This is a genomic window from Neptunomonas qingdaonensis (genome assembly GCF_900113275.1).
Classification (GTDB): domain Bacteria; phylum Pseudomonadota; class Gammaproteobacteria; order Pseudomonadales; family Balneatricaceae; genus Neptunomonas; species Neptunomonas qingdaonensis.
Genome location: NZ_FOOU01000022.1, coordinates 1 through 21,540, shown reverse-complemented (window position 1 = coordinate 21,540; position 21,540 = coordinate 1). Strand labels below are relative to the sequence as shown.

Genomic DNA, 21,540 nt, shown 5'->3' with positions numbered 1-21,540 from the left:
CTTCATAACTCAGGCCGGCCGCATCAGCGGCCAATCATAAAGTTAATTCCACTTAATGGAACAGCCCATCGATGCCGTTTGTTGAACGGGGCCTTTGCCCGTGGCAGCGATTTGGCGCATGGCATTAACAAGCTCTTTGTCACGCTTTGTGGTGTTTTTCATGTTGGCATTGTCGAGCCTGCCGCGATACTGCAGGCCTCCCTGTTTATTAAAGCCAAAGAAGTCTGGTGTGCAAACGGCGCCATAGGCTTTGCCAACCGCTTGGTCTTCATCAATCAGGTAAGGAAATGCAAAACCATATTTTTTAGCAAAGCGCAGCATATTTTTAGGGCTGTCTGCCGGTACATGACGGTAGTCGTTGGACATTACCGCTAACACATTAATGCCTTCGGCCATGAGTTCGGTAGTGTCTTGTGCGAGCCGCTCTGCTATCGCTTGGACATAAGGGCAATGATTGCAGATAAAGGCGATAAGGAGACCTTTTTCACCAAGATACTCCTTCATCTCAAAAGAGCGTCCGCCAGGGTCCTTTAAGGTGAAATCTACTGCTTGCCAGCCAAAATCGCAGAGGGGAGTATCAAGCAGCATGGGGCGCTCCTTTTGTATTAAGTGCAGTTCTCGGTGAGGTTTAGTATACGATAATCCTGCTTACTGTCACCTTTGCTTAATTTTTTTGGGGTGGGGAAGGGCGCTGCCCGGTGAGTTTGTGCCTGTCTAATTAAAAGGCGCTGCGAAAAAGAGCTGCAAAAGAAGATGGGAAAGGAAAGGCAAAAAGAGGTAAGTTAGATTAGTGAGTTCATAATCACATAACGATGCGATAAGTATCATCATATTATCTATGGAGGTAATTATGAATACGAGATCAATAGGCGTTGCGTCACTCATAGCTGCGGCTATCTTCATTACGGGATGCCAACACAATCCCGTTTCTTCGGCTCCAACCAAGAGCTTCGTTATCATTGGTGAATCTTCAGCCACAGGTGCTGAGGCTGCCCAAGAACTTCAATTAGCCATCAATAGAATACAGACGGTAGGCTGTAAAGCTATCTCTGTGGGTGGCTACGGTGCTGCAGGTGAGGGCATGATTCTTGGTTTGGCTGCGCTGATTAGCTGCCCAACCGGGGTGCATATTATTCCGACCGGTTTCCCTTATGATGCAAACACAGGGCGCAAAATTCCGGTAGATCCGGCAGCCGTTCTGCCACCACCACTGTCGCCACCGCCATAATCGTTGGACGTGTTCTTTAAGGAGTAGGTAAAAGATTGGCCGCATTAGCGGCCAATCTTAAAATAACCAGAGTCGGCTTTGCTCGGTACGGATCTGTTATTGTTAATAAAAACGAGCGCCTTAAACAGTATCATTTTTTCTTTAAAAACATTTTAATATTCAGGGGTTTGCTGTCGCCAAGCCACGTAATATATTTTGTGTGATCATCTAGATCATTACCGGTGACAGGATGGAGAAAAACTGTCAGTCCGTTACGGTTGAGGATCAGCCAGGGTAGTACTTCACCAATATGGTTTGCGCTGAAAGAGAGCTGGCAGCTCCATTCGGGATGCGGTCCTACTCGTTTTTGATGAACCCTGCCCATGGCGACAGGTAGGTTATCCCGTGCATTTTCGCACAGGGATACTGCCTGATTGAGGCTGCCGGCAGCAAAATAAACATGGGCGTGATAAGCAGAAATAGTTGCAGATTGCTGTGCCATAATCATTCCAGAGGCTACTGATGACTGCAGTTAATCATAAATTAAAACGTTTGCCTTGTTTGTTTTAATGCGTAATCAGGAGGATTGTTGCTGATAGCGGACTGGCTCTCTTAAGAGTGGGCCAGTGGGCCTGGGATGAATTTAGGCAGTTCTGCAGATAACAGGCCGATTAGCTTTTTGTATGCCGCTGAATGCATTTCTTTAACGTAAAGAGCGCGCTCTTTTTTGGCTCGTTTAATGATTGCTTGTAGATCGTAGTTGCTTAAATCTGTTTCATTGATAGATGTGTTCATGGGTGAACTCCATACGATGTTTTAATATGGATGGATACTAGACTTTAATCGTACCCTTAACAAATGACTATATTTCCATCTATAGGTTAGAAAAATTCATCTATCGATTCGTTTTTGGATCGCTGATTATTTATAACTGCTCGCTTTAGCTACCTTGTGTTTATCTTCGCTCATCCCATGCTGCCTGAATAAATTTGTTACCTGGTTGACCTTTTTTGTTATTGAGATGATAGTTACAAGATAGCTAGGATAGGTGTATCTACTTATTCTTTGTTCAGCGCCCAGAGGTTGGTTCATCAGGTCGTTTCATAAAGCACAATAAAAACAACAGGTTTGCATAATGAATACAAAAATAATCACTCCCTCTCCTAATGCACATCAATATCCATTACTTATCAAAAGCTTGCTACTTTCTGGGCAGCGTTATGAACCCAATCGTGAAATTGTTTACAGCGATGTTTTACGTTATGACTACAAAACGCTCAATCAACGTATCTGCAAGCTGGCCAATGTATTAACAGAGGCGGGGGTTAAGGCAGGTGATACAGTGGCGGTGATGGATTGGGACAGCCATCGGTATCTGGAAGCTTATTTTGCCGTGCCTATGATTGGTGCTGTGCTGCATCATGTGAATGTGCGTTTGAGTATCGATCAGATCATCTACACGATGCACCATGCGGAAGATAATTATGTGTTGGTGCATGATGACTTTTTAGTTCTTGCTGAGCAGTTTGGTGAGAAAATCCCAAGTGTGCGTGGTTATGTGCAGTTATCTGATAACCCTGCGCCAGCTCAAACAAGTTTATCTACACTCGGCGAGTACGAGGACTTACTGGCAAATGCCTCTGACCAGTATGATTTTCCGGACTTTGATGAGAACTCAATAGCTACCACTTTTTACACCACCGGTACCACAGGTAACCCGAAAGGCGTTTACTTCTCGCACCGACAATTGGTGCTGCATACATTGAATACGGCGGCAACGGCCGGGTGTTATGAGGGCCAGCCAATGTTGCGCTCAGATGATGTCTATATGCCAATGACGCCTATGTTTCATGTGCATGCATGGGGTATGCCTTACGTGGCTACGATGATGGGCATTAAGCAAGTCTACCCTGGCCGTTATGAGCCGAATAAGTTGGTTAAATTATTTGCTAAAGAGAAGGTGACTTTCTCGCATGGTGTGCCAACCGTGCTGCAAATGATTCTGGACTGCGAGGCGGCGAAAACCACTGACTTAAGTGGTTGGAAAATGCTCACCGGCGGTAGTGCACCGACCTTGGGTATGGCTAAGCATATGGCCGAACGCGGTATCCTTTTCTTCACGGCTTACGGTATGTCTGAGACGTGCCCGATAGTGACGGCGACCTATTTACATAGTGATGAGCTGAATCTGCCGATGAGTGAGCAGATGCCCTATCGTATTAAAGCCGGCGTGCCTGCCGGTTTGGTGGATCTTCGGATTGTTGATCCCGATGGTAATTATGTTCCGCATGACGGTGAGGCGATGGGCGAGGTGGTGGTGCGTGCTCCGTGGTTAACACAAGGCTATTACAAAGAACCAGAGAAGGGGGATGAGCTGTGGGCGAATGGTTGGCTGCATACCGGTGATGTGGCTTCTATCTCCGTTGATGGCACGCTTGAGATTAAAGACCGTATTAAAGATGTGATAAAAACAGGCGGCGAGTGGATATCCTCTTTGGAACTTGAAAACCTCATCAGCCAGAACGAGGCAGTCAATCAGGTGGCGGTTGTCGGTGTGCCGGATGCACGCTGGGGTGAACGTCCTTTTGCGATGATTGTAGCTGCAGAAGGGCATTCGATTGATGCGGCAGGTATCAAGCAGCATCTGGAGCAATATGTGGAAAGTGGCCAGATTGCTAAATGGGCGATTCCTGAGCGGATCAGTATTGTGACCGAGATTCCTAAAACCAGTGTGGGTAAGGTTAACAAAAAGTTGATTCGTGATCAGGTAGACGATTAATCACCTGTACTTTTAAATAGCATCTACAGCATTCCATAAATAAGATTACAAGCGCGTTTTACGCGCTTGTTTTTTTATCAGTCTTGATAAAAATCATAGATGAATAAAACGTGATTAATCGTTAATTTTATTCATGACCTTTGATGTTGACCCCACCGGTTCATCTCCCTAGAATGCACTCAGTTTTTGGTAATCCTGTTGTAAAGCAGGATTTTAAACGGGAAGTTGGTGCGTACTGTTATTGTTTAGCATGCATTTTTTAACAGGCAAAGCCAACACTGCCCCCGCAACGGTAATCGAGTTAAGGCATTACAAAGCCACTGTGTGATACATGGGAAGGCGTAATGTTGGGATGATAGTCCACTCGAAAGTCCGGAGACCGGCCTCAAACACTACTCAGTCGGCATAGCGGAGGGCTAATGCAACGGCAGCACATTCCTGTAGTTTTTGTTCTGGTTAATTAGCTGGTTCATGTTTTGCGGTTGTCGTGTTTCTGTTCATTCCTGCTCGTTATTGCCGTTAATTTAATCGGCGTGCGGCGGGCACGTACAGGACACAATCTGACCCATGAAAAAACTTTCCATCACCGTTCTGGCAGCGGCGTGCTGTTATTCTTCTTTGGTTGCAGCTGCGCAACCCACCTATCTTAACGAAGTACTGGTTACCGCTTCTCGTACAGCTCAATCCGTTGACGAAACACTGGCTTCGGCCACCTTGATCACGCGTAAAGATATTGAACGTTCACAGGCAATTACGGTAGCTGATATATTGCAAAAGACGCCTGGCGTGATGATCACCAACAGTGGGGGTATCGGCAAAGCGAGTAGCATTTATCTGCGTGGAACATCCACCAAAGACCTGCTTATACTGATTGATGGTATTCGTGTCGGCTCGGCAACATTAGGACAGGTCAGTGTTGAGGATCTTAACCTGAGCCAGGTCGAGCGTATTGAAATTGTGCGTGGCCCTCGTTCTTCATTGTACGGATCAGATGCTGCCGGGGGTGTCATTCAGATCTTTACACGTCGTGGTGCGGGTAAGTTAACACCTTCTTTTGTTGTTTCTACAGGATCAGACGGTACGGCTTTAGCAGAAGTGGGCTTACAAGGCGGCGATCAAAATCGTTGGTTTAATGTAACCGCTTCAGGCATTAGCACTGATGGGTTTGATGCTAAAACGACGGGCGATAGTGACGATGATGGTTATCACAACCAGGGCTTACAGCTAAAAGTGGGCCAGCGTTTTAATGGTGGCCATGAAGTTGAAGGATTTTTCTCGGTCACTGATTCTGAAAATGAATACGATGGCTTCACTGACAAAGGTGATACACGGACACAAGTGTTAGGTGCCCGTAGCACCCTTGAGGTCTCTGAAATGTGGCGTGTGAACCTGTCTGCAGGTCGCAGCTGGAATCATGCTAAAACCTTCTCGGGCAATACGTTTAGCAGCCGTTATGAGACGACACGTGATTCTCTTAGCGTTCAGAATGATCTGTTGATAGGCGATGATAATCAGTTAATTTTTGGCGTGGATTATCTGAACGATCAGATTGAATCAAGTTATAGCTACGCAGAAACTGAGCGTAATAACTGGGCAGGCTTTGCGCAATATCAGCTACCAATGGGGCAGTCTGATCTGCAGTTCAGTGTGCGTGTTGATGATAACGAACAATTTGGTTCTCATACTACTGGCGGCATCGCCTGGGGGATTCCGTTGAATGGTGCGATTGACTTTGTCGCGTCTTACGGCACTGCTTTTAAGGCGCCTTCGTTTAATGACCTGTATTACCCGGGTAGCGGTAATGCTGCACTGGTACCGGAAGAGTCGGATACTTTCGAGCTTAGCCTGAGAGGCACTCTTAAGGGCATCAACTGGCAAACTTCCCTGTACCAAACTTCCTTTGACAATATGATTGCCTGGGCACCTATTGCTGTGGGTTCTTCTACCTGGGCTCCGAGTAACATTAACCAAGCACGTATTCGTGGTTTGGAAATCAGTGCTGATTATCAATGGCAGCAATGGACATTAAGCGGCAACGTCTCTTTTATCGATCCTGAAAATCGTTCGGGTGTTAATAAAGGCAATCGCTTACAGCGCCGTGCAGATAAAATTGCAAATATTAATGTTGACCGTGATTTTGGCGCATTGGCTTTAGGCGCAACCCTGCATGCTGAAAGCAGTCGTTACAGCAACGATAGTAATACCAGCTCTCTGGGAGGCTTCGGCACTGTCGATCTGCGTGCGGCTTATCAGCTAGCACCTGTCTGGCAGGTAAGAGCCAAGCTCAGCAACTTGTTAGATAAAGAATACCAAACGGTAAGTGGTTACAACCAGGCCGGTTCAACGGCGTTGTTTACACTGGCATATCAACCTCAGTAAATCTTTAAAACTCTATTCAAAACAATTACTAAACAGCATTAGTTCAATTTATTTAAGAGATGTCTATCATGATAAATATTCAACAGCGATCACAACTGATGATCGGTGCGTTTTTGATTTTGTTGATGGCGGTGACACGGGGTCATCATTTCGCATCTATTGATCATCTGCCGAGTGCATCCTGGGCAGTGTTTTTTCTGGCAGGTATTTACCTTAAGCCTTTGTGGGCTTTTCCGTTGCTGATTCTGCAAGCCTTTCTGTTAGATTTTGCGGCAATTACCTGGGGCGGTGTTAGCTCGTTTTGCGTTACACCCACTTACATCATGCTGGTTCCGGCTTATGCATCAATGTGGTGGGCTGGTCGTTGGTATGCGAAGCGCCATCAGGAGCGATGGAGCAGTTTACTGACGCTGTTTAGTAGCTTGATATCCGGTACTGCTGTTTGTCAGGTTATTTCCAGTGGCAGCTTCTATTTTTACTCTGGCCGATATACAGACCCGACGATGGCTGAAATGCTTAACCGTTTAATTAAATACTCACCTTCTCAATTTGAAGCCGTATTTTTCTATGTAGGTTGCGCGCTTACCATACACCTGTTTTTAAGTTGGTTTACGCGTTCGCGTCATGCTGGGGCTGAAACGCTATGAGTGATAAAAAATTCTCAGAGCCTTCGAATGAGCAGGCCGGACTACAGCAACGCGAGGCGCGTTATCTGGCACGTATGAAGCGCAAAAAAGAGGTGATAGATAACTCTATCGCACGTGCTGACCAGGATCGCGGTGTCTGTCTTGTTCATACCGGCAATGGCAAAGGTAAGAGTAGTTCTGCCTTTGGTATGGTTGCGCGGGCGTTAGGCCATGATATGCAGGTCGGTGTTGTGCAGTTTATTAAAGGTGCTTTTAGCACCGGTGAAGAGGCGTTTTTTCGACGTTTCCCCGAAGTGCAGTATTACGTCATGGGTGAAGGGTTTACCTGGGAAACACAGGATAAGGCGCGTGATATTGCGGCGGCAACTAAAGCTTGGAAGCAATCGGAGGCACTTCTTAATGATGAGAACATTGCCTTAGTTGTACTTGATGAACTGAACATTGCGCTTAAGTACCAGTATGTTGATCTGCAGGCAGTCATTAAAGCGGTACAAAGCCGTCCCGTGAATCAGCATGTGGTGATTACCGGACGTGGTGCTCCACAGGCTTTGATAGATATTGCAGACACAGTGACTGAAATGCAGGTCGTAAAGCATGCTTATCAGGCGGGTATTAAAGCGCAGAAAGGCGTTGAATTATGAGTCAGCCTTTATCACCTGCATTACAGCCGTTATTGCAAAAGGGGGCTGCAGCGACGTGCCCGGCACTGTTTATTAGCGCGCCCGCCTCGGGACAAGGAAAAACAACAGTAACCGCGGCGTTAGCGCGACTCCACCGTAATGCCGGGCGGCGGGTGATTGTTTTTAAAACGGGGCCTGATTTTCTTGATCCGATGATTCTTCAGATCGCCTCCGGCGAAGCGGTGAATGCGCTGGACCTGTGGATGGTCGGCGAGCATCAGTGCCGTGCTTTATTGCATGAGGCGGCGCTGCGTGCTGATCTGATCCTGATCGAAGGGGTGATGGGCTTGTTTGATGGCACGCCTTCAGGCGCAGATTTAGCCTGCTTGTTTGGTGTGCCGGTGTTAGCAGTGATTGATGGCTCGGCTATGGCACAGACTTTTGCGGCTGTTGCGCATGGCTTGGCGACATTTCAAGACACCTTGCCTTTTTCAGGTGTGCTGGCGAATCGTATCGGCAGCGATCGACATGCGGAAATTTTACGTGACTGCTTGCCTGATTCGATTCACTGGTACGGTGCGATTAAACGCTCTAAGGATGTTGAGCTACCGAGTCGGCATTTAGGCTTGCTGCAAAGTAGTGAAATTACTGATTTAGATGAGCGTCTTAACGCAGTCGCACAGATGGTCTCTGCAACGGGTGCAAGTGAGTTGCCGGTGCCCATTACTTTTGAAGCGAATGAAGTTAAAGCGATTGAACTTAAAACGAATAGTTTTGAAGCCACTTGTGTTGAAACAAAAAGCTTTGAAACAAAAAGTTCTGATGGTTCTGAAGGGCAGCCGAACCAGCTCCCTAAGCCGTTATCGGGTGTACGAATCGGTATCGCTAAAGACCAAGCATTTTCCTTTATCTATCCCGCTAATTTAACGCTGCTCGAACAGCTGGGTGCCGAGTTGCTATTCTTCTCGCCCTTACATGATCAGACGCTGCCGGACGTAGACAGTGTGTATCTACCCGGAGGGTATCCCGAATTATTTGCTGCCGAGTTGGCGGCTAATAGTGGTATGAAAGCGGCGATTAACGCGCATGTCGATCAGAACAAGCCTTTAGTGGCTGAATGTGGCGGTATGTTGTATCTCAGTGAATCCCTGACAGATCTGGCTGGGAATACTCAAGCCATGCTTGGCGTGCTTCGCGGCACAGTAACAATGCAGCCACGGCTCAAGGCGTTGGCGATGCAGAGCGTTACTCTGCCAGAAGGTGTGTTGCGTGGGCATACTTACCATCACTCCTCTTTTGACACTGACGAGGTGCCGGACTATCAGGGCTTGTGTCCTAATTATGCCCGAACCTCGGAAGCGGTTTATAGAAAAGGAAACCTATACGCCAGTTACATCCATCATTATTTTCCATCTGCAACGGACGCTTGTATCGCGCTTTTTAAGCCCGAATGATCAGTCTGGCCATTATACTAGGCGTGCTAATCGACTGGCTTGCCGGAGAGCCTAAGCGCTGCCATCCATTGGTTGGTTTTGGTTGGTTGGCGCAACATGTGGAGCACCTGTTTAACCTGAAGCGGCTTCAGTTATCTTCAATAAAACTTAAGTTGCTGGGCGCACTGGCGTTATCGCTGTTATGTTTGCCGCTTCCGCTGATTTTGTATTATTGGCTGCCCGGCAGATGGGAATCATTCGGCTTGTATAGTCTGTTGAATGGATTGCTTTTATATCTTGCCATAGGCCATCGCAGCTTATGGGATCACATTCAACCGATTGCCGACGCTCTGTTTCAACAAGACGATGTGAGTGCCCGACATCATACCGCCATGATTGTCAGCCGTGATCCTGAAGCGCTGAACATAGAAGTGTCTGCCATTGAGTCGATTTTAGAAAACGGCAGTGATGCAATTTTTGCTGCAATCTTCTGGTTTGTGATTGCTGGTGGCGCGGGCGCTGTCTTCTACCGTCTGGTGAATACTCTGGATGCCATGTGGGGTTATCGCACCGAGCGCTATGAGAGTTTTGGTTGGGCGGCTGCCAGGTTAGATGACGCGCTTAACTATTTACCTGCCCGTTGCACGGCATTGAGTTATGCCGTTTTGTCGGATTGCGCCCGTGCACTTAAGTGCTGGAAAGAGCAAGCGCCGGAACACGCCAGCCCTAATGGTGGGCCGGTGATTGCGGCAGGTGCCGGTGGGCTGGGTGTCTTGCTGGGCGGCCCAACGCGATATCAGGGTGTTTGGCATAACAAACCGGTATTAGGCAGGGGGCAGCCACCTAACGCTTGTGATATTCAACGTGCTCTGCGGTTAGTCTCGCAGACTTTATGGCTCTGGGTGGCGCTGATTTGTGGAGCTGATCTGTTTCTGTTGATATTGCAGATCGGCGGGTGGCGCTAATGCATCCGGTTATTTATCCAGCTATTTCGCCACCTGTGCATGGCGGTCGTTTGCATCAGGCGGCTGAGCAATTTGCTATTCCTATGGATCACTGGATTGACCTTTCTACGGGTATTAATCCGCATAGCTACCCGTTACCCGCCGTACCGGAGTCGGTTTGGCAGAAATTACCGGATAATGGCGACAATTTGCTGAGAATAGCCGCTGAATATTACGGGTCTGCACATCTGCTGGCGGTGGCCGGTAGCCAGTTGGCTATTGAGCATCTGCCCACATTAAGACACACGATAAGACAAACCAGCCGTGTCGGAATCCTGTCTCCGGCTTACGCTGAGTATGCCTATCAATGGAAACGCCAAGGACATCAAGTTGAAGCGCTGACTGCTGATGAGATAGAAGTAAGGTTGCCGCATCTGGATGTAGTGGTGGTCATACGTCCGAACAATCCAACGGCTGAGTTTTTATCGACATCGCGCTTAAACCGATGGCTTAACGTACTACAACAACACAATGGCTGGTTGATTGTTGATGAGGCGTTTATCGATGCGTTGCCGGCAAATAATGCGATATCGATGATCACTCAAGACCCTGTGACTAACCTGATTGTTCTGCGCTCGGTAGGTAAATTTTTTGGCTTAGCCGGTATCCGTTTAGGCTTTGTTTGGGCGCCGCCTGCATTGCTGGAAGGGTTGAGCGCAAAGCTTGGAACCTGGTCTGTCTCAAGCGTCGCCCGCTGGGCAGGTGCAATCTCGTTACAGGATTCTGCTTGGCAATCACAGATGAGACAACGGCTCTTTGCTGAAGGCCAACGCCTAACAGAGCTGTTAACACAAAGCCTGACAGAGCTGTTAACACCGCCTCTGGAGCAACCGGTTTTTGTCTGTCTATCGACACCACTATTTTGCACACTAGACCTGAGTGAAAGTCATAAAGGGTTGGCGGCTGATATTTATCAGCAGCTTGCCCGGCAGGGGATTCTTATTCGTTACTTTGAACAATATGAAGCGCTGCGATTAGGGTTGCCCGCCAATGAAATCGCATGGCAGCGACTTGAATCGGCATTGATAGAGTTGAAACGATGAAAAGTACAGGTACGTTAATGGTTCAGGGTACCACCTCGGATGCTGGCAAAAGTACTCTGGTGGCGGGATTATGTCGGGTTTTGTGGCGCCAGGGGTTGTCTGTGGCTCCCTTTAAACCGCAGAACATGGCGCTTAATAGTGCAGTCACCGCCGACGGAGGAGAGATAGGTCGTGCCCAGGCCGTGCAGGCGTATGCCTGTGGTCTTGCGCCACACATTGATATGAACCCTGTTTTATTAAAGCCTAACAGTGATACCGGCGCGCAGGTCATTATTCATGGCAAGCCTCTGATTAACATGGAAGCCACGGTTTATCATGATTATAAGCAGCTGGCCTGGAAGGCGGTTGAGGTATCGCACCAGCGATTACGTGGCATTTATCGCTATGTGATTGTGGAAGGTGCGGGTTCGCCTGCAGAAATCAACTTACGCGAAAATGATATTGCCAATATGGGCTTCGCTGAGCGTGAAGATTGCCCGGTGATTATTATTGCGGATATTGATAAGGGCGGGGTGTTTGCTCATTTAGTAGGCACACTTGCGCTGTTATCCGAGACAGAGCAGGCGCGGGTTAAAGGCTTTGTGATTAATCGATTCCGTGGAGATATTACGTTATTGGAATCCGGACTGGACTGGCTTGAAGAATATAGCGGTAAACCCGTGCTCGGGGTTCTGCCTTATTTACACGGGTTTCATCTTGAAGCTGAGGATGCTATATGTGCAGATCAACCCATCAATCCATCAGACGTTGCTGCACAGGTATTACGCGTCATTGTGCCGGTTCTGCCGCATATCAGTAACCATACAGACTTTGATCCTTTGCGTTTACACCCGTCAGTCGAGCTGATTTATGTCGGGCCTGATCAGGTCATTCCAGCGGCAGATCTTATTATTATTCCCGGTTCAAAATCGGTCCGTCATGATCTTGAGTGGTTACGTGTTCAAGGTTGGGACAAGGCGATGACTAAACACCTGCGTTATGGTGGGAAATTACTGGGGATTTGCGGTGGCTTTCAGATGTTGGGACATGAGATAGATGATTCTGACGCTATTGAAGGGGAGGCTGGTTGCTCTCAAGGTTTAGGCTTGCTGGCGATGAATACGCGGCTCTATGCTAAGAAACACCTGACGACTCAGACGGGCACATTTTGTTTTCAGGGGAGCGAGCCGGTGGCGGTGCAAGGTTATGAAATTCACTGCGGTGTTTCTTCAGGTGAAGCGCTGTGTCTGCCCTTGATCCATTTTTCGGATGGGACGCCTGACGGTGCACTATCGATTGACGGCAATATTGCAGGCACCTATCTGCATGGCTTGTTTGAATCAGGCGCTGTGGTAGATCAGGTTTTACAGTGGGCGGGGCTGAGTAATATTGCTGCGTTTGATTATCAGCAGCGCCGTGATCAGGATTTGGATCGTCTGGCAGACACCCTTGAACAGCACCTCGATATGGATGCCATTTTTGGGCTGCTCAATGCTGATAATCCGAGAATGAACAAGAACAACTACAAGCGTGAGGACAATACATGATTCGTTTTATTTTGGGTGGTGCCCGCTCTGGAAAAAGCCGCTATGCAGAACAATTGGCCAGTGCTAGTGGCAAAGAAGTGATCTACATCGCTACGGCTCAGGCATATGACGATGAGATGAAAGCGCGTATTTTACAGCATAAAAAGCAACGTCCACAGGAATGGCGGTGCATTGAAGAATCGATGAATATAGATCAGGTGTTATCTGATAATAGCAGTGTAACTAATTGTATATTAATAGATTGTTTGACACTTTGGTTGACTAATCTACTGTGTGAAAACTGTGACGTCACGACAGCTAAGCAGGTTTTCATGGAAGTACTGCGCCAATCAGAAAGTGACATCATTCTCGTCAGTAACGAAACCGGAATGGGCGTTGTGCCTATGGGCGAACTAACCCGTCGCTATTGTGATGAAGGGGGTTGGCTACACCAGGACATTGCAGCACTGGCAGACGAGGTGGTCCTGATGGTGGCAGGTATTCCTCTGGTTATTAAAGGGCCGCCGTCTTACTAAACAGCTGCCATCTGTAAAATCTGATTCTACGATAACGACAGCTACGACAACCACGACAACCACGACAACTACAACCACAAGCGCCAAGACTATCTTCCAGAGAGCCCTATGAACACGACAATGCCATCTTTAAACTGGATTGAAAACCCTGTCAAAACGTTAGATTCCGTTGCGATGCGTGCTGCTTCAGAGCGCCAGCAGCAATTAACAAAGCCGGCGGGCTCGCTGGGTAAACTGGAGAAGGTCGCTATACGTTTAGCAGGAATGCAGGGCAATAGTTTGCCCTCTGCCGAAAAAGTGGCCATTGCTGTTTTTGCCGCTGATCATGGTATCGCGGCAGAGGGCGTATCTGCATTTCCACAAGCCGTGACTGCCGAGATGGTTAAGAATTTTGCAGGGGGGGGAGCGGCGATCTGTGTTGCCGCACGTTATATCGCAGCCCCGTTAACGGTTTATAATTTGGGCACAGTCACGCCTACGGATGGACTGGCTAATGTGGTTAATAAACCCATTGCTCCGCAAACTGCGAATTTTTTGCAGCATCCTGCCATGACGCCTGCACAGCTTGCTGCGGCTATGGATGTGGGTCGTCTTGCCGTAAGTAATGTGATGGGTAGCGTGGCCGGTCATTCAGAATATGATTCAACTGATGATGAGGGTCAAAAAGCGATACAGGATAATGACAATCAGCGTTTACATTTATTCATAGCGGGTGAGATGGGAATCGCTAATACTACGTCGGCAACGGCGATCGCTTCAGTATTACTGGGTTGTGCTGCAGAAAAATTAACCGGACCCGGCACGGGTCTTGATGCCGTTGGTATTTCTCATAAAGCAAAAATTATTACACAGGCGATTGAATTTCATCGCTCTGCATTTAATAGCACTGAATGTGAATGGCCAGAGCTGAAAGCTTCTATAGACGATCCCTTGGTCGCATTACAGTATTTTGGAGGGTTTGAAATTGCAGCACTGACCGCTGCTTATCTTACCTGTGCGCAGGAAGGTGTACCGGCTGTTGTTGATGGTTTTATTTGCACGGTGGCGGCAATGGTTGCGTGTCGCATTAATCCTCGCGTGGCTGATTGGATGATCTTGTCTCATACCTCAGCAGAACCCGCCTATGACATGTTGTTGGATAGCTTTGATGCTGTGCCGTTACTTAATCTGGAGTTGCGATTAGGTGAGGCTAGTGGTGCTGCCATTGCGGTTCCGTTGATACGCTTTGCTTGTGCCTTGCATAATCAGATGGCTACGTTTGCAGAAGCGGCTGTTAGTGCATCGACAACTAATCAATCGCCTGAAGAATCCTCTAAAAGGCCTCAACATGAAGAGCTTATGTGAGATGCGAAAACCGCTGATTATCGATGCGTTGCGTCATGGTGAGACCGTTAAAGGGAAGTGCTTTCTAGGGCGCACGGACGCAGAACTAACGCCTGCCGGCTGGGATCAGATGGCGGAAGCTCTTCAAGGTGATAAACAGGGAGGTATGCAGAATATCCGTAATGATATTAACCTGGATGATTATGACGCCATCATCACCTCACCCTTATTGAGGTGTAAATCTTTTGCGGAAGAATGGATAGCAGCGAAAGTTTCTGTCAACAAATCAATACGAATTGATGCCGCTATTCAGGAATATGATTTTGGTTTATGGGATGGCAGCACGGCGATTGACATAATGCGACATTGGCCTGATGAGCTGGGTGACTTTTGGAAGGACCCTGAAAACTTTCCCCCTCCTCAGGCTGAGCTATTGCCACTGTTTTTCCAACGCGTCAGAAAGTTTGTCGACAAGGAGTTGCAAGGCCCGCATTACCGTATCTTATTGATTACCCATGGTGGTGTGATTAAAGTCCTGACGTGTTTGCATCAGGGCCGACCGGCCAGTGTCATGGCAAACATCAGTGCCCAGCATGGTGAATTGCATCGCTTTGTCTGGCAGCGCCAATGATGAAAGTCCTTAATCAACAGTGGCAGGCTTTTTGTATTGCTGCACAATTTCTCACACAAATACCGGTTCACCTGAAGCGTTCTCCTTGTGCACGACTACAAGGGCAGTCGTTACTTTATTATCCGCTGGTTGGCATGTTTATCGGTCTGGCGCTGACGATGCTGGCGTGGATGCTGAACGGACAATCAAATTTTATTCAGGCGACATTAGTATTGATTTTATGGGTGCTGCTGACGGGCGGGCTGCATCTGGATGGGTTGGCAGATAGTGCTGATGGCTGGATGGGAGGCTTAGGCGATCAACAGCGTACGTTAGTCATTATGAAAGATCCTTGCATCGGCGCCATTGGTTCGCTGACGTTGATATTGCACCTGCTACTTAAATGGTCTGCACTCATAACCTTGCTGGCGGCGAACCAGCTTCTAGCCATTCTCATTGCTCCGTTAGTCGCAAGATTGGCAGTCATTTTGTTGCTGGCTATAACCCCGTATGTGCGAGCGCAGGGTATTGCGTCACCGATGGTAGAATATATGCCAAAACAAGGTGTTTATCTGCTGGCGGTGTCCGGTGCTGTTTTATTAGCAGGGTTGAGCATCGTTTGGTTAGGGGTTGTTGCGGTTTTGTTTGTTTTAGCGCGCAGGGCCATGTTGTTGCGTATTAAGGGCACTACCGGTGATACGGCAGGTGCTCTGATCGAATTGCTGGAAGCGGGTGTATTAATTGCGGCTTGTTTTACATTGGAAATATAACAAAACTGATATGCGTCAATTATCAGACCTTTGGGCACAGTTATTATGACGCTATCTAACATAATCAAGCAGGTTAACGATAATGAGTACATGTTGCGGTTCGTGTGGTGGTCAGGATGCAGAAGAAATTAAACAGCAAGAGCAAGCTGATGCTGCAAAGCGTAAAGCAGAAAATGAGAAGAAGGACCAAGAGTAATTAATCACCGTTTGTAACGGTTTGCTCATTATGATCAGGCGGTTTTGATTAAAATCGTCTGAGCCATTTCTGCTAATGCTGGTTTTTCTAAATTCGGATTTTACCCCGATTCGACGCACATTCAGTCAAGAATACTCTTAATGAATAGATCTTAATTAATAGATCTTAACTAATACATCTTAACGAATGCCTCTGAGTTAGCTTACGTTTTTCCTGTTACCGCTTCTCTTTTTAATAGGCCGAAGAGCTTTCTGGCGCTGCGTTATCCTGAAAATAACATCATGATCAGACAGCAAATGCTGATGTCCATAGCGGATAGGGTGAATGGCCGATCCTAAGCTGATGTGGTTGCTAAGTTAGCGGTCGATGGCTATGATCCTGCGTATGCACCCCGGCCATTGCGGCACGACTTTGATCGACAAATAGAAATGCTTTGCTCATGAGTGTGTTTTTGAGTAAGTACTTTTTGTCATATATTATTTTTTAAAATAGGCTGTTTTCTTGAAAAAAATTGCAGTATTTGTCGATGTACAAAATATTTATTACACCACGCGACAAGCTTATGGCCGCCAGTTTAATTATCGTAAGCTGTGGGAGCGCATCAGCGCGCAGGGTGAAATAGTTTCGGCAACGGCTTATGCCATTCATCGCGGCGATGAGAAGCAGCTTAAATTTCAAAATGCGCTCAAGCATATGGGTTTTACCGTCAAACTTAAGCCTTTTATTCAACGCAGTGACGGCTCGGCAAAAGGCGATTGGGATGTGGGTATCACGATTGATGTGATGGACCTCTCCAGAGGTGTTGATACTGTTATATTATTGTCGGGAGATGGCGATTTTGATCTGCTGATGGACAAAATCCGTAATGATTATCACGTTACTGCAGAAGTGTATGGCGTTCCTTCGCTCACCGCTCATTCGCTGGTTGAAGCGGCCAGTGTTTTTCATCCAATAGGTGACGACTTACTTATTTAGTTTTCTTCTTTGTGTCTTAAAAGCACTCAGCAGACACAAGGCGAGTTAACCGGCCTGTTGCCGATTAACTCACCAGCTGACAGGCGGCTCACATACAGATTTGGACAAGCATAATATACAGAGCAGCAACTAATTCTTTGTGGTGTCCTTAATATTAAATCGATCCAAATCGTTGGTAATATCCACAGTGACGTTAGCTGATGGGATCTTAAAGTCATAAACCCGCTCCCAGTTTGTGCTTTCAGGCGTACGTTCCCACACGGTTCCGGCATTGTAAGTTAACAGTTCGGTCAGTGTTGGATCCATTTCGCATATCTTCTGCAAAGGAACAGGAAGCATATTGGCCAGCTCATTTTCTACATATTCTTCTGATTCGTAGCCTGTATATAAACGCCAACCCGTGTCGTTAAGATGCTCAGGTACGGTTTTATACATAAAGCGTATGGGTAGGTTCTCATCAAATGTCATTTTTGAAACCAATAGCAGAAAACCATTCTTTGTCTGGTTGGTTTCAGTGTTTTTGGAAATAGGGGTGTCTACAGCAGGCGTTTTCATAGCGAGATCCAACGATTTTTTTGAACAATCAATAGTGTAAAGCAAAGCGAAGAAATTGAGGACTAAAACAAAAAAACCCGTCATGCGACGGGCTTTTTATTATCAGCTGTAATTAAGCTTGAACTGTAGGAATAACAGTAGCCGCTTTAGCTGTGTAGTTTTCGATCTGATCGAAGTTCAGGTAGCGGTATACATCTTCAGCCATCGGATCCAGCTTAGCGGTGTATTCCATGTACTCTTCAACGGTTGGGATCTTACCAAGCAGTGCGGCAACCGCAGCCAGCTCAGCCGATGACAGGTAAACATTGGCACCGTTACCCAGACGGTTAGGGAAGTTACGTGTTGAAGTAGATACAACCGTTGACTTCTCTGCTACACGTGCCTGGTTACCCATACACAGTGAACATCCAGGCATTTCCATACGGGCGCCGGCTCTGCCGAAGATGTTGTAATAACCTTCTTCAGTTAGCTGAGCGGCGTCCATTTTCGTTGGTGGAGCAATCCACATACGTGTAGGCAGCGAAGTGTTAGCAGCGTCTAACAGCTTACCGGCCGCACGGAAGTGACCAATGTTGGTCATGCACGAACCAAGGAAGACCTCATCAATTTTAGTACCGGCCACTTCAGACAGGATTTTCACATCATCCGGATCGTTAGGGCAGGCCAGAATTGGTTCTTTAACATCATTCAGATCAATTTCGATGACCGCTGCATATTGAGCATCTGCATCAGCAGACAGCAGTTCAGGTTTAGCCAGCCATTCCTGCATACCTGCAATACGGCGTTCGATAGTGCGAACATCACCGTAGCCTTCAGAAATCATCCACTTCAGCATGACGATGTTAGAGTTCAGGTATTCGCGGATAGGTGCTTCATCCAGCTTGATAGAACAAGCCGCTGCTGAGCGTTCTGCAGCAGAGTCAGACAGTTCGAATGCCTGCTCAACTTTCAGGTTAGGTAAGCCTTCGATTTCCAGGATGCGGCCAGAGAAGATGTTTTTCTTACCCGCTTTAGCAACTGTCAGCAGACCTGCTTTAATGGCGTACAAAGGAATTGCGTTAACCAGGTCACGTAATGTGATACCCGGGTGCATTTTGTCACCTTTAAAGCGAACCAATACAGATTCAGGCATATCCAGAGGCATGACCCCGGTAGCTGCAGCGAATGCAACCAGACCAGAACCCGCTGGGAAAGAGATACCAATTGGGAAACGTGTATGAGAGTCACCACCAGTACCGACTGTGTCAGGCAGCAGCATGCGGTTCAGCCAAGAGTGAATGATACCGTCGCCAGGGCGCAGAGAAACACCGCCACGGTTCATAATGAAATCAGGCAGCGTGTGATGAGTCTGAACATCAACTGGTTTTGGATACGCTGCTGTGTGGCAGAAAGACTGCATTGTCAAATCGGCAGAGAAGCCCAGACAAGCGAGATCTTTAAGTTCATCACGCGTCATAGGCCCGGTAGTATCCTGAGAGCCTACTGTCGTCATTTTGGGCTCACAGTAAGTGCCGGGAAGGACACCGGCTACGCCGCATGCAATACCCACCATTTTCTGAGCATGCGTGTAGCTTTTGCCACTATCTACTGGTTGATCCGGTTTACGGAATAACTCAGTAGGGGCTAAACCTAGTGCTGTACGTGCTTTGTCAGTCAAACCACGACCGATGATCAGTGGAATACGACCGCCCGCACGAACTTCATCAAGCAGTACCTGCGTTTTCAGTTCGAAAGTGCAGAGCTCTTCGCCAGTTTCAGCGTTTTTAGCAATACCTTTATATGGATAAACGTCAATAACGTCACCCATATTCATTTTTTCTACATCCATTTCGATCGGCAAAGCGCCGGCATCTTCCATTGTGTTGAAGAAGATAGGAGCAATTTTGTTACCGAAACAGTATCCGCCAGCGCGTTTGTTTGGCACGTGCGGGATATCGTCACCGAAGAACCACAAAACAGAGTTAGTAGCAGATTTACGCGAAGAGCCTGTACCTACAACATCGCCAACGTAGGCAACAGGGTGGCCTTTAGCTTTGATCTCTGCGATCTGTTTTAGCGGGCCAACAGAGCCTGGTACATCAGGAATAATACCGTCACGTTCCATTTTCAGCATTGCGTTGGCATGCGCCGGGATGTCTGGACGTGTGAATGCGTCAGGCGCTGGAGACAGGTCGTCAGTGTTAGTTTCACCGGTTACTTTAAATACAGTAACAGTGATTTTTTCAGCAAGTTCTGGTTTTGACGTGAACCATTCAGCATTTGCCCATGATTCAAGAATCTGTTTAGCGTGGGCATTGCCTGCTTCTGCTTTTTCCTGAACATCATGGAATGCATCAAATACCAGTAAAGTATGAGAAAGCGCTGTAGCTGCTGTAGGTGCCAGTGACTCATCGTCAAGGCAATCAATCAGCGGCTGAATGTTATAACCACCCAGCATAGTGCCCAAAATTTCAGTGGCTTTTACTTTATCTAATAAAGGAGACTTTGCTTCGCCTTTAGTGACGGCTGCAAGAAAACCTGCTTTTACATAGGCTGCCTGATCAACACCAGCTGGAACGCGGTTCATCAACAGGTCTAACAGGAAATCTTCTTCACCTGCAGGTGGGTTTTTCAGTAGTTCAACCAGCCCGGCTGTTTGATCAGCGTCTAGTGGTTTTGCTGGTATGCCTTCAACGGCGCGTTCTTCTACGTGTTTACGATAAGCTTCTAGCACGATATAGCCCTCAACTGTTATTCCCACCGGTCTTTACTCATTACACCGGAAATTCGGTGTTGGTAAAGATTTAGTCTCGTTATTAATATGCGTGCAGATTCTAGCTTATAGGCGGCTTAAAGTTAAGTTTGTAGACAAATCAGAGTGTTAGACTTTGTGTCTAAGCTGTCGCATAACCGTTCTACTATTTTGAATTTTATGAAAAATAAGCAATTCTCCCATCAATTCTTCATTATTATACTATGCTGTAAATCATGACACGCGGTTAACAATCTGACGGATAAACTAAGAATCATTCAATTATGCTAGTTCAGGAAAATGAAAATGTTAATTCTCCCATTTGGATGGCGCTGTCAGATTGGGGGATTAATGCAGAACTTGAAAGTGACCTGGCTGAAAATATTCAGGCCGCATTTGAATCTATGGAGCAAAAAAGTCTGATTTATAAGGGCACTTTATCTGAGCTTAATTTGAATTTGGCTATCCGAAAAGTAGCCAGTCAGCCTATGGAATTAATGACACACGTAAAACGTTTCTACCTTGCCATGCTGTGTCGTTCCGAGAAAAAGGTCCTGGGAGCGTTAATAGACCTTCTTATTATTTTAAGATACCGAGGCAATCCTTTATTACTTCGGCTTATTAAAGAGGCCGGAGCTATTTTAGAGGCGGATTTATGTGAGCAGCTTAAAACAATTGCCGAGGCTAAAACGGCAAATGGTATTCTCCAGCTGGACGTGTCAGCGTCAATCTTGATAAATGGTTGTAGCTTGCCTGCTACTTATCAAAAGAAGGAGCAGCGCTGAATGGCTGTTAGAAATGGAGAATTCACCAATGTTTTGCTTGTGGGTTTTCAGGGAAGTACTTTACACACGCTTGAGTACTTTTTTCAGTCTCATCATAGCGGAAAAAAATACAGCGTTGTCACTACGGCGCAACAAGCTAACTGGGCTATTTTTAACGCAGACCAACCTCAGCCAAAAGCTTTACTGCAAACCTATCTCGAAAGCAAAATAAACCTACCGGCTATTGTTATCTCAATCGCGCATCTGGAATGGAATCGCAGTGTTACCTTGTGTAAGCCTTTTAGTGTTAAAGACCTTGAAAATGCAATAGAAACGCTTTTTAACGACATCATTAATGCTAAAAAAACTGCCGATAATAGCAAATTAACACTTGATATTTCCTCCATGGGTTTATCATTGATGGCAGCAGAGGCAGCAGAGGCAGCAGAGGCAGCAGAGGCAG

21 protein-coding genes and 1 riboswitch are annotated in these 21,540 nt (G+C 47.0%); of the genes, 16 read left to right on the top strand and 5 right to left on the bottom strand.

Annotated features, from left to right (window positions below; translation table 11 throughout):
* Positions 1-42: 42 nt before the first annotated feature.
* Entirely contained in the window at positions 43-588 is a 546-nt protein-coding gene (locus BM099_RS19465) for a thioredoxin family protein (protein ID WP_090730825.1), read from the bottom strand.
* A 262-nt stretch (positions 589-850) separates the two neighbouring features.
* Here BM099_RS19465 and BM099_RS19460 point away from each other — a divergent pair, with 262 nt between their 5' ends.
* Positions 851-1,228, top strand: coding sequence for a hypothetical protein (locus BM099_RS19460; protein WP_090730823.1), 378 nt, complete (start codon positions 851-853; stop codon positions 1,226-1,228).
* 130 nt (positions 1,229-1,358) lie between these two features.
* Here the strand turns inward: BM099_RS19460 and BM099_RS19455 are convergent, their stop codons facing one another.
* Together BM099_RS19455 and BM099_RS19450 are read right to left on the bottom strand one after the other, a co-directional pair.
* Positions 1,359-1,709 carry a DOPA 4,5-dioxygenase family protein gene (locus BM099_RS19455; RefSeq protein WP_090730821.1) on the bottom strand — a complete coding sequence of 117 codons (351 nt, stop codon included), beginning with the start codon at positions 1,707-1,709 and terminating at the stop codon, positions 1,359-1,361.
* A gap of 110 nt (positions 1,710-1,819) precedes the next feature.
* Positions 1,820-2,002, bottom strand: coding sequence for a hypothetical protein (locus tag BM099_RS19450; RefSeq protein ID WP_090730819.1), 183 nt, complete (start codon positions 2,000-2,002; stop codon positions 1,820-1,822).
* A 340-nt stretch (positions 2,003-2,342) separates the two neighbouring features.
* Between BM099_RS19450 and BM099_RS19445 the strand changes: the two genes are divergently transcribed.
* The 13 genes from BM099_RS19445 to BM099_RS19385 all read left to right on the top strand — a co-directional run bounded on the left by BM099_RS19445 (position 2,343) and on the right by BM099_RS19385 (position 17,027).
* On the top strand, positions 2,343-3,986 hold the full coding sequence (locus BM099_RS19445; protein WP_198064169.1) for a fatty acid--CoA ligase: 1,644 nt from the start codon (positions 2,343-2,345) through the stop codon (positions 3,984-3,986).
* A gap of 170 nt (positions 3,987-4,156) precedes the next feature.
* A riboswitch (cobalamin riboswitch) is annotated at positions 4,157-4,388 on the top strand.
* A gap of 165 nt (positions 4,389-4,553) precedes the next feature.
* The gene (locus tag BM099_RS19440) at positions 4,554-6,365 is read left to right on the top strand and encodes a TonB-dependent receptor domain-containing protein (protein WP_090730815.1); all 1,812 of its coding nucleotides are present in this window, start codon (positions 4,554-4,556) and stop codon (positions 6,363-6,365) included.
* A 68-nt stretch (positions 6,366-6,433) separates the two neighbouring features.
* Complete coding sequence (locus BM099_RS19435) at positions 6,434-7,012, top strand: hypothetical protein (protein ID WP_090730813.1); 579 nt, start codon at positions 6,434-6,436, stop codon at positions 7,010-7,012.
* Positions 7,009-7,653 (top strand): cob(I)yrinic acid a,c-diamide adenosyltransferase, encoded by a 645-nt coding sequence (gene cobO / locus BM099_RS19430; RefSeq protein WP_090730811.1) that lies wholly within the window; start codon positions 7,009-7,011, stop codon positions 7,651-7,653. The genes BM099_RS19435 and cobO overlap by 4 nt, the downstream gene beginning before the upstream one ends.
* A complete protein-coding gene (locus BM099_RS19425) occupies positions 7,650-9,086 on the top strand; it encodes a cobyrinic acid a,c-diamide synthase CobB (RefSeq protein WP_090730809.1) in 1,437 nt (478 codons plus the stop codon). Before cobO ends, BM099_RS19425 begins: the two co-directional genes overlap by 4 nt.
* Positions 9,083-10,030, top strand: a complete 948-nt coding sequence (cbiB, locus tag BM099_RS19420; protein ID WP_090730807.1) for an adenosylcobinamide-phosphate synthase CbiB — start codon at positions 9,083-9,085, stop codon at positions 10,028-10,030. The genes BM099_RS19425 and cbiB overlap by 4 nt, the downstream gene beginning before the upstream one ends.
* Positions 10,030-11,112 (top strand): threonine-phosphate decarboxylase CobD, encoded by a 1,083-nt coding sequence (cobD, locus tag BM099_RS19415; RefSeq protein WP_090730805.1) that lies wholly within the window; start codon positions 10,030-10,032, stop codon positions 11,110-11,112. Before cbiB ends, cobD begins: the two co-directional genes overlap by 1 nt.
* On the top strand, positions 11,109-12,638 hold the full coding sequence (locus BM099_RS19410) for a cobyric acid synthase (RefSeq protein WP_090730802.1): 1,530 nt from the start codon (positions 11,109-11,111) through the stop codon (positions 12,636-12,638). The genes cobD and BM099_RS19410 overlap by 4 nt, the downstream gene beginning before the upstream one ends.
* Entirely contained in the window at positions 12,635-13,153 is a 519-nt protein-coding gene (cobU, locus tag BM099_RS19405; RefSeq protein WP_090730799.1) for a bifunctional adenosylcobinamide kinase/adenosylcobinamide-phosphate guanylyltransferase, read from the top strand. The genes BM099_RS19410 and cobU overlap by 4 nt, the downstream gene beginning before the upstream one ends.
* A 108-nt stretch (positions 13,154-13,261) precedes the next feature.
* Positions 13,262-14,497 carry a nicotinate-nucleotide--dimethylbenzimidazole phosphoribosyltransferase gene (locus BM099_RS19400; RefSeq protein WP_090730797.1) on the top strand — a complete coding sequence of 412 codons (1,236 nt, stop codon included), beginning with the start codon at positions 13,262-13,264 and terminating at the stop codon, positions 14,495-14,497.
* The gene (locus BM099_RS19395; protein WP_090730795.1) at positions 14,481-15,107 is read left to right on the top strand and encodes a histidine phosphatase family protein; all 627 of its coding nucleotides are present in this window, start codon (positions 14,481-14,483) and stop codon (positions 15,105-15,107) included. The genes BM099_RS19400 and BM099_RS19395 overlap by 17 nt, the downstream gene beginning before the upstream one ends.
* The gene (locus BM099_RS19390; RefSeq protein WP_198064168.1) at positions 15,104-15,856 is read left to right on the top strand and encodes an adenosylcobinamide-GDP ribazoletransferase; all 753 of its coding nucleotides are present in this window, start codon (positions 15,104-15,106) and stop codon (positions 15,854-15,856) included. The genes BM099_RS19395 and BM099_RS19390 overlap by 4 nt, the downstream gene beginning before the upstream one ends.
* A 697-nt stretch (positions 15,857-16,553) precedes the next feature.
* Positions 16,554-17,027, top strand: coding sequence for a LabA-like NYN domain-containing protein (locus BM099_RS19385; RefSeq protein WP_090730792.1), 474 nt, complete (start codon positions 16,554-16,556; stop codon positions 17,025-17,027).
* A gap of 129 nt (positions 17,028-17,156) precedes the next feature.
* On the opposite strand, the gene BM099_RS19380 is transcribed toward BM099_RS19385, so the two are convergent.
* Together BM099_RS19380 and acnB are read right to left on the bottom strand one after the other, a co-directional pair.
* Positions 17,157-17,582 (bottom strand): immunity protein Imm33 domain-containing protein, encoded by a 426-nt coding sequence (locus tag BM099_RS19380; protein ID WP_090730790.1) that lies wholly within the window; start codon positions 17,580-17,582, stop codon positions 17,157-17,159.
* Positions 17,583-17,694: 112 nt separating this feature from the next.
* The gene (acnB, locus tag BM099_RS19375; RefSeq protein ID WP_090730866.1) at positions 17,695-20,295 is read right to left on the bottom strand and encodes a bifunctional aconitate hydratase 2/2-methylisocitrate dehydratase; all 2,601 of its coding nucleotides are present in this window, start codon (positions 20,293-20,295) and stop codon (positions 17,695-17,697) included.
* A gap of 302 nt (positions 20,296-20,597) precedes the next feature.
* On the opposite strand from acnB, the gene BM099_RS19370 reads away from it, so the two are divergent.
* Positions 20,598-21,098, top strand: coding sequence for a hypothetical protein (locus BM099_RS19370; RefSeq protein ID WP_090730788.1), 501 nt, complete (start codon positions 20,598-20,600; stop codon positions 21,096-21,098).
* Positions 21,099-21,540: hypothetical protein (locus tag BM099_RS19365; protein WP_143083810.1), on the top strand; the 442-nt coding region annotated here is incomplete at its 3' end. It lies immediately after the preceding gene.